Here is an 8,939-nt window from a genome sequence, read left to right on the forward strand (position 1 = left end):
GGTTTTTTTATTGCTCTTTTTGCGAATGCAGACACTTTTCATATGATTAGTCGACTCTCAACGGATGGAATTTTACGAGAAGCAATTGTGAATAGTGCAGTAGAATTACAAAAAAATTGTGATGATGATAATAGTTTAAGTTGTGTCAAAAATACAACAGAACAAAACTTAGATAATCTATCTCTTCCTATAGGTTGGAGTTGTACCAATTTTCAACAACAAACGAGTCTTGATTATATTCCTCTTTTTGGTTTGCGTGTTTGTGATAGCAGAGAAAATAATAGTCCACCCGAAAAAACTGAAAAACGATTTAATTATCCCCTCGTAGGAATTAAAATAGTAAAAGTGCTTTTAGGTTTGATCATTAGTGCTGTTGCGATTTCTATGGGTTCTTCTTTCTGGTTTGATATACTGAATAAACTTGTTAATGTTCGTAACACAGGAAGTAAACCAACTGCGGAGAGTCAACTAACCGAAAAATCAGCCAAAGGTTCCTAATATTATTTTAAAAGATTTATGATTAAAGTAGTCGGAATTGGCTTAAATGGAAGAGAAAGTTTAACGATCAATGTACAAAAAATTGTCGATACTGCTAACTTATTAATGGGAAGCGATCGCCATTTAAGTTATTTTCGGGATCATCCTGGGGATAAGGTCATTATTAGTAACTTTTATGAGGATATCAAAACCCTTCAACACATTAAAAGTTATCATCAATCTATTGTAATTTTAGTGAGTGGTGATCCTTTATTTTTTGGCTTAGGACGATTATTATTAGAACAGTTTGACTCAGAAGAATTAGAGTTTTACCCCCAGGTTAGTTCAATACAATTAGGGTTTAGTCGGGTTAAAACCCCTTGGCAAGATGCTAAAATAATTAGTGGTCATGGTCGTCATTTAGATGAGTTAATTACCAGCTTCCAACAAGGAGTAGAAAAAATTGCTATCCTAACAGATAGTAAGAATAATCCTCAAGCGATCGCTCGTCTTTTTCTCAATTTAAATATTCCGATTAATTATGAGATTTGGGTCTGCGAAAATTTAGGAAATACAGATGAAAAGGTAAACGCTTTTACCCCTCAAACTTTAGCGAATACAAGTTATCCGTTTGCTGCGCTGAATGTTGTCATTTTATTACGTACAAATAATATTAATTTATCTAAACAAGAGCTTGACAATTTACCAATTTTGGGTATAGAAGATCATTATTTTATAAGTTTTAAAGATCGTCCTGGACTGATGACAAAACGAGAAATCAGGACAATTATTTTAGGAGAATTAGGCTTAAAATCACAAGAAATTATTTGGGATATTGGCGCAGGGACGGGATCAGTTTCTATCGAAATAGCTCGTTTATGTCCTAAAAGTCAGGTGTTTGCCATTGAAAAAACCGCAATGGGTATTAATTTAATTAATAAAAATTGTCAACGATTTGAGGTTAATAATATCACATCGTTTCAAACAAAAGCCCCCGATAAATTATCAACATTACCGAATCCTAATCGAATTTTTATCGGTGGCAGTGGGGGAAATTTAATGGATATTTTAGATGTTTGTCAAGAAAAATTAGTTAAAGATGGAATTATTATTATTGCCTTGGCAACCTTAGAAAATTTAGCATTAAGTTTAGATTGGATCAATAAAAATAACTGGAATTATCAACTATTAAACATTAATATATCTCGCTCTCTTTCCATTGCTCATTTAACTCGTTTATCCCCTTTAAATCCTGTATTTTTAGTCAAAATTCAAAAAAAAGAGTGAGGTTATAGAGAAGTAACAATTAAACCCAGAATTCCCGCAGCCATCAGATAATAACCCAGAGGAAGTAACATTCGATTAATGAGACTGCCCTCACAACCGCTTAAACCGACAGCCGCCAAAGCCGCCACCACATTAGTCACACAAATCATATTTCCGGCTGCACCTCCCATTGCTTGTAAGGCGACAATCACCGCTGCGGAGACACCAATATCAGTGGCAACTCCAAATTGAAATAGAGAAAACATCATATTACTAACTGTGGCACTACCAGAGATAAAAGATCCCATTGCTCCAATCATCGGAGCGAACAAAGGCCAACTTTGACCCGCTAAAGTTGACACTCCATCCGCTAAAGTCAAAGGCATACTAGGGAGGCCTGAATCATTAAACCCTGAGTTAATAAAGACTCTTGCCATCGGCACAGCAGCAGCAAGAACGAAGGCCGTTCCTGTCAAAGTTGAGACAGCATTGAGGGTAGCTTGTTTAAGGGTTTGGGTTTTCATTCGATAGATAACATAAGTCACCATTACCACCAAGAAAAAAATAGTTCCTGGTAAATAAAGGGGTTGAGAATTAATGTTGATTTCAGTTCCCCAGAGGGTAGGAAAACTGAAGCGAAGCGATCGCAACCATTCCTTAAAAGGTAAAAAGGGCAATCGTGAGAGTACCAGAAATAAACCGACCAAAACGTAAGGAGTCCACGCTTTCCATAGGGACATCTCTGAGACTGGATCATTATTGCTAACATTGCCTAAGTTGCCCATCCAGCCATCCTCCCAAGCTTCTCTAGGAGGCAACTCCCAAGCTTGTTTAGGGGTTAAAAAACCTTTTCGAGTCAAGGGGACAACAATGGCTAAACCTAGTAAACCTCCGGCAAGGGAGGGGAACTCTGGCCCTAAAAAAATAGCTGTTAAAGTTGAAGGAATGGTAAAAGCAAAGCCAGCAAATAATGCAAAAGGCCAAACCTTCAAACCTTCTTTCCAGGAACGACGTTGACCAAAGTAGCGAGTTAGACAAGCAGCGACAAATAGAGGAATCAGTGTTCCGACGATACTGTTTAAAATTCCTGCGTTGATAACGATACGCTCGAAATATTCAGCATAGGTGGTGTTGAGTTGTGTGATGTAATTCTCTACGACAGGAGTTCCCTCTAATCCCGTATTAATCCCTAATAAAACCGCAATACCCACCGCCCCAAATACTACGGGGGTGCTATTGGCAATTAACGCCACCATTGCCGCAGCTAAGGCCGGAAACCCCAAGGCCACTAATAGGGGGCCACCAATAGCAGCCGAAGTTCCAAAACCGGAGGCACCTTCAATAAAGCCTCCAAACAACCAAGCAATGATGATGGCTTGAATGCGTTTATCAGGAGAAACGTCTAATAGTCCTTGACGAATGCTGGCGATCGCCCCTGACTGCTGTAAAACTTTTAGCAAGACAATAGCCCCGAACACAATGTAAAGAATTTCGGCCGCCGTTACCAGTCCTTCAACCGTCGAAGCAGCGATAACCGATATGGGGGTTTTCCAGATCAATAGGGCAATCACTATCGTTACTAAATAAGTGATGGGCATAGCAATTTTAGCCGGTCGTCTCGCCACCACTAATAACAAAAATACAGTAACAATCGGAGCTAAAGCTAGGAAATAATAGGGTAATAATTTCATATAGCAGTTCCCATACTTGTGAGGTACAAAGTTGTCTAGTTTTAGGGAATAGGGAATAGGGAATAGGCAAGGGTTCTCCCCCTTTTGTGAGGGGGAGTTAGAGGGGGTGGCAATAGTAAGGAATTAAAAGTGTACCTCATGAGATCAAAAATTTGATATCTCCTGTCTTCAAAAAACAGGAGATATCAAGAAGATATTAAATATTATCCGGCTTTCTTCTTCTTAGCTTTTTGCTTTTCTCTTTGTTTAGCTCGTTTAGCGGCTGCTTTCGCTTCTTTGTCAGCTTGTATTTTTGCTTGTTCAGCTTTTAATCGTTCTTCTTCTTTTTTCTCCAAATAGTAGTAGTAATTGCCAGGATAAACAATTAAATCACCATCACGAATTTCGACAATTTTATTAGCGACTTGTGAGATAAAAAAGCGATCGTGAGACACTAATAAAACCGTGCCATCGTACTTAGAAAGGGCTTGTTCTAACATTTCTTTGGCCGGAATATCTAAATGATTCGTCGGCTCATCCAAAACCAGTAAATTAGCTGGTTGTAAAAGCATTTTAACCAAAGCAAGACGAGCTTTTTCTCCCCCACTTAACCCTTCAACTTTTTTAAATACCGTTTCACCACTGAATAGGAAACGGCCCAAGAGACTTCTGACTTCAACATTTTTCCAGTCCGGAACCTCATCATGAATGGTATTCATGACCGTTTTATTTAAGTCTAAAGCCTCTGCTTGGTTTTGTTCAAAATAGCCTGGGATAATATTATGTTTGCCTAAAGTCACCAGTCCGTCACTGGGTTTTTCTAGTCCCATAATGAGACGAAGTAACGTCGATTTTCCGGCACCATTAGGACCTAAAAAGGCAATGCGATCGCCTCTTTCAACGGTTAAATTAGCTTCTAAGAAAAGAATTTGCTCATCATAAGTATGAACTAAATCTTTGATAATCACCACTTCTTTGCCACTTTTTGGAGCCGGAGGAAACTCAAAGGTAACGGTTTTAACCTTAGCCACAGGAGCGTCTACCCGGTCCATCGATTGTAACTGCTTTTCACGACTTTTTGCTTGGGTGCTTCGGGTGGCACTAGCACGGAAGCGATCAATAAATTCTTGTTGTTTAGCGATTTCCTTTTGTTGCCGTTCATAGGTGTTTTCTTGAATTTCACGGCTCAAGTTTTTCTGCTCAACATAATCAGAATAGTTACCGATGTAAGTCGTCGAAATCCCTCGCTCGGTTTCTACAATTTTTGTGCAGATTTTGTTTAAGAATTCCCGTTCGTGGGAGACAATCACCATGGGAATATTTAGCCCTTTGAGATAACCTTCTAGCCATTCAACGGTTTCGTGATCAAGGTGGTTGGTTGGTTCGTCTAAGAGTAATAAATCTGGATCTTGAAGCAGAATTTTTCCTAAACTCATGCGCATTTGCCAGCCACAACTAAAATCACTGACTAACCGCTCACTATCGTCGAGTTCAAAGCCCATTTCTGGTAAAATTTTAGCGATCGCTGCTTCTAACACATACCCGTCTAACGCTTCAAATTTCCGTTGTAAATCGTCTAATTTGTGAATTAATTCGTCTAGTTCATCGGGATCGGCCGTTTCCATTTGTTGAGTCACCTTAGCTAATTCATCTTGTACCGAATTAGCCTCAGAAAACACCGTCCAAAACTCTTGATTAACGGTCCGAGTGGGTTCAACTTCAAACTCTTGGGTTAAATAACCAATTTTAAGACTACTGGGACGAATCACTTCCCCGGATGTGGGTTCAATTTCCCCTTTAATAATTTTTAGTTGGGTAGATTTTCCTGCACCATTGGCCCCGACTAAACCGATCCGTTCCCCTGGGTTAACTTCCCAAGTCACGTCTTTTAACACTTCTGCGTTAGGGTAAATTTTACTGATTCTTTCGAGTCTTAGCATTAAATGTCCTAATGAGTTCTGCTACTGGGCAACTTTGTTAAAGCAAATTTCTTTATCTCAAATACAGTGTAAACAATATTGTCCCGAAAAATTGTGGTATTTGTACTAATTTTGCACAACTGCAAATTTTTCTCTGACTAATCTCTCACAAAAAGATTGCCATTATTGCCTGTTCAGGGTAATCTATCCATAATTAATGACAACCATTATCCTAGAACAGTTTAAAATTAACATGGAAAAACGCGGCGTAACAGTTTGGTTTACTGGATTAAGTGGGGCTGGAAAAACCACTATCACTCGTGCCTTAGAGCAAAAACTAAGAGATGCAGGTTATTCTCTCGAAATCTTAGATGGAGATATCGTTAGAACCAATTTAACCAAAGGGTTAGGTTTTTCTAAAGAGGATCGTGACACCAATATTCGCCGTATCGGTTTTGTGTGTCACTTACTCACCCGTAACGGTGTCATTGTCTTAGTTTCTGCTATTTCTCCTTATCGTGAGATTCGTGAAGAAGTCAAAGGCAAAATCGGCGACTTTGTGGAAGTATTTGTTAATGCACCTTTGAATGTCTGCGAAGATCGTGATGTCAAAGGATTATATAAAAAAGCCCGTGCAGGAGAAATTAAATCCTTCACCGGTATTGATGATCCCTATGAACCCCCGTTAAACCCTGAAGTTGAATGTCGCACCGATCTCGAAACTTTAGAAGAAAGTGTTAATAAAGTTTGGCAAAAACTCGAAGAAATGGGTTATTTAGCTAAACCAGTTGCGGTTTAATCTATAGCACTTTATAGAATAGGGTGTAGGGGCATAATATATTATGCCCCTACTCGTTTTTTCATTTCATCCTTGTTGCAATGTGCTGTATGTTTAATCTCAAACCCCCCTCAAAAAAGAGGGGTTTATTGTATCGTTAATAGGAAAAATTATTTTCGATAAAGACAAAAACGAATATCAGCTTTAGACGTATTGCCTTTGACTGAAATAATATGTTTTCGTTGAACTTTGGGATGATAAAACCATTGAGAAGTCATCGGAGTTTTCACTGAATCTATTTGATAAGGAGGAATGACATTTCCTTGATGACTGACAGCAACCTCTAAATAATCATTGGCTTGAATCGTTAATTGATCTTCTTGATTAACCCAAAGAACAAATTGATGTTCATTGTTAATTCTACCCTGATAAACCGCACAAAAATTGTTGTTAGGAAGGTATAAACTCGAACGGGTTACCGCTTCACTCGGTAAGCTTAACAGGCAAAAAGCAGCCAAGACTGAAGGAGTAAAAAGAGATTTTAAAATAGTCATGAGAATTGGAAAAATCAGTGAGGAACAAGTGATTAAAAGCAAGCTTGTTTTCCCAAGACGCACAAACTATCAATATGTTGCCAATGGTTAAAAAAATCTATGAATTACAATGATAGCCTCATAGGATAAATGTACCTATCAATTGTTGGTTTACCACGTGGTTTACTGCCAGGAAAAAATAGTTTCTGATAATTTTCCCCATGTTCGTTTAGACAGTCCTAAAAATTTAATACGGAGATAACGTAATTGTTTTGAGATCATTTCTCTTTGATTGATTAGATAAATACTGATTAATGTGAGACTAACTCCAATCCATTGCCAAGAAGTGAGAACTTCATTTAAAAACAAGTTACCAAAACTTAACGCAAACACAGGAGTTAAAAAAGTCAAAGAACTCAAACTGGTTAAATTTCCTTTAGAGGCTAAATAAAAGAAAATTCCGTAAGCGATCGCACTACCGAAAATCGTAGAATATCCTAAAGATAACCAACCTTGTAAATTAATCTCTGTCCATTGATGAGACTCCCACATTCCAGACATCAAAAATAAGGGAATCCCCCCTAAAATCATGTGCCAACCAGTAGCCACAACGGGATCAACATAACGACTCACATAACGGATACAAACCGTTCCTGCTGCCATAGAAAGGGAGGCTAATAACATTAACAATTCTCCACTATTCAATAGGTCTAAACCATTAAATGTCAGAGAAAAGGTTTGACTATAAAATAAACCATCAAACCACTGTTTTGGCAGTCCAATTAAACTGATTCCCAAAATCCCAAACCCTAAACCAATCCAGCCCCAAAAACCAATAATTTCACTAAATAACCAACAAGATAATAAAGCCACTATTAAAGGTTGTGAATCAATAATGACCGATCCTAAACCAGCCCCAGTTTGGGTTAACCCTGCGGCCAAAAATCCCTGAAACATCGTTGCGTCTAATAAAGCAAACAGAGTGATCCAAAACCAAGCTTTAATCCCTTGGGGTTGAGGCCGTTTTAACCACCAGGCGACCAGTAACACTAAAACCCCCGCAGGAACTAAGCGAACCCCTGCCATAAAAAATGGGGTCGTTTGAGATAAAACCCCCTTCATGGCAACCATAGCTGTTCCCCAAAGGAAAAATGGGGCAATCAGTAGCAAAGCAGACTTTAGGGAACTCGAACGATTAAAGGTTAGGTTCATAAATGAGACATCTGACTAAGATTATTCTTTCTATCTTAACGAATTGTTGAGTTTTATTAAGGTTGACTTTCCAACCCCCTGCCTCCTTCAAATGACCAGTCTTCATGACTATGAAAAGATTTCTAACAAAATGGGGATGCCGTTGAGCAAATTAGAGAAGATGAAAAGAGGGCGCAAGGTACAAAAAGGTAGTTTCACGATTGCCAGAAACCAAGAATAGCCGTCAGTTAGAGTCCCTTGTTAATTACAATAGAGATTCTGGGAATATTAAGCATAACCAAACCCAAACTTTGGAGATAAATTTTATGGAAATTGGTATTGCAATCGTTATAAGTTTATTGGTTGGCGCGATCGCCACTTATTTTTTAAGTGCGTCTGGAGCGAAGCGTAAGCTACAAAGTACAGAAAGTAAACTAGAACGGACAGAAAATGCTTTAAAAGAAGCAGAAACACAACTAGAAGAATTACAAGGGGTTCCCACTCAACTTCAACAAGTTGAACAGATGTATCAAAGTAAGCTCCAAGAGATCGAAGAAAAAAATCTAGCTCAACACGAAGAATTAACTCAAGCCCAGCAAACCATTGCAGAATTACAGTCTTTAGCCTCTCGCGGCCAAGGGGTTGAACAGCTAGAAACGAAAATTCAAGAAACTGAACAGTATTATCAAGGTCAAATTAGAGAAATTGAGCAAAATTATCAAGCTAAAATTCAAGAATTAGAAAACAATATCGCTAATTCCCAGAATTTAGAAGAAACACAACAACGTATCCAAGAAATTGAACAAGCGTATCAAACGCAGATTCAACAATTACAACAATCTCATCAACAAGCGATGGCAGATTTAGACAATAGCCATCAACATCAACAACAAGAAATAGAACAAGCCCATCAAACTCAAATTCAAGAGATTGAATCGGCTTATCAAGCTCAAATTCTAGAACTCCAACAATCTCATGCACAAGAAATTCAAGCCTTGCAACAACAAATAGTTGTCCCCACCGCTTCTGAAATCACACCTAATGAAACAGTGACCCTAGAAACTGTTGAGGAATTAAATGAAGTGTCTGCAGGAGTAGCTGTTTT

6 protein-coding genes and 2 pseudogenes are annotated in these 8,939 nt (G+C 38.4%); 4 read left to right on the top strand and 4 right to left on the bottom strand.

Translation table 11 applies throughout. The annotated features are described in order from the left end of the window. Both C4E06_RS15825 and cbiE read left to right on the top strand, forming a co-directional pair. Positions 1-498 (top strand): annotated as a pseudogene (locus C4E06_RS15825) (hypothetical protein); the annotation flags it as partial. 18 nt (positions 499-516) lie between these two features. After that, positions 517-1,764 carry a precorrin-6y C5,15-methyltransferase (decarboxylating) subunit CbiE gene (gene cbiE, locus C4E06_RS15830; protein ID WP_107668946.1) on the top strand — a complete coding sequence of 416 codons (1,248 nt, stop codon included), beginning with the start codon at positions 517-519 and terminating at the stop codon, positions 1,762-1,764. 2 nt (positions 1,765-1,766) lie between these two features. Here cbiE and C4E06_RS15835 read toward each other — a convergent pair whose 3' ends face one another. Next, positions 1,767-3,434, bottom strand: coding sequence for an L-lactate permease (locus C4E06_RS15835; protein ID WP_107668947.1), 1,668 nt, complete (start codon positions 3,432-3,434; stop codon positions 1,767-1,769). Between the two features lie 203 nt (positions 3,435-3,637). Further along, complete coding sequence (gene abc-f / locus C4E06_RS15840) at positions 3,638-5,353, bottom strand: ribosomal protection-like ABC-F family protein (RefSeq protein ID WP_107668948.1); 1,716 nt, start codon at positions 5,351-5,353, stop codon at positions 3,638-3,640. A gap of 196 nt (positions 5,354-5,549) precedes the next feature. Between abc-f and cysC the strand changes: the two genes are divergently transcribed. Then, a complete protein-coding gene (gene cysC, locus C4E06_RS15845; RefSeq protein ID WP_107668949.1) occupies positions 5,550-6,131 on the top strand; it encodes an adenylyl-sulfate kinase in 582 nt (193 codons plus the stop codon). A gap of 149 nt (positions 6,132-6,280) precedes the next feature. Here the strand turns inward: cysC and C4E06_RS15850 are convergent, their stop codons facing one another. Further along, entirely contained in the window at positions 6,281-6,664 is a 384-nt protein-coding gene (locus C4E06_RS15850) for a hypothetical protein (protein ID WP_107668950.1), read from the bottom strand. A 162-nt stretch (positions 6,665-6,826) separates the two neighbouring features. Next, on the bottom strand, positions 6,827-7,855 hold the full coding sequence (locus C4E06_RS15855; protein WP_107668951.1) for a DMT family transporter: 1,029 nt from the start codon (positions 7,853-7,855) through the stop codon (positions 6,827-6,829). 305 nt (positions 7,856-8,160) lie between these two features. On the opposite strand from C4E06_RS15855, the pseudogene C4E06_RS15860 reads away from it, so the two are divergent. Beyond that, a pseudogene (locus C4E06_RS15860) lies at positions 8,161-8,939 on the top strand (hypothetical protein); the annotation flags it as partial.

Origin of the sequence: Cyanothece sp. BG0011, from assembly GCF_003013815.1 — a bacterium.
Classification (GTDB): Bacteria; Cyanobacteriota; Cyanobacteriia; order Cyanobacteriales; family Microcystaceae; genus Crocosphaera.

Bases quoted from the DNA above. Each gene is read 5' to 3' on its own strand.
- cbiE (WP_107668946.1), top strand. From the start codon at position 517: ATGATTAAAGTAGTCGGAATTGGCTTAAATGGAAGAGAAAGTTTAACG.
- C4E06_RS15835 (WP_107668947.1), bottom strand. From the start codon at position 3,434: ATGAAATTATTACCCTATTATTTCCTAGCTTTAGCTCCGATTGTTACT.
- abc-f (WP_107668948.1), bottom strand. From the start codon at position 5,353: ATGCTAAGACTCGAAAGAATCAGTAAAATTTACCCTAACGCAGAAGTG.
- cysC (WP_107668949.1), top strand. From the start codon at position 5,550: ATGACAACCATTATCCTAGAACAGTTTAAAATTAACATGGAAAAACGC.
- C4E06_RS15850 (WP_107668950.1), bottom strand. From the start codon at position 6,664: ATGACTATTTTAAAATCTCTTTTTACTCCTTCAGTCTTGGCTGCTTTT.
- C4E06_RS15855 (WP_107668951.1), bottom strand. From the start codon at position 7,855: ATGAACCTAACCTTTAATCGTTCGAGTTCCCTAAAGTCTGCTTTGCTA.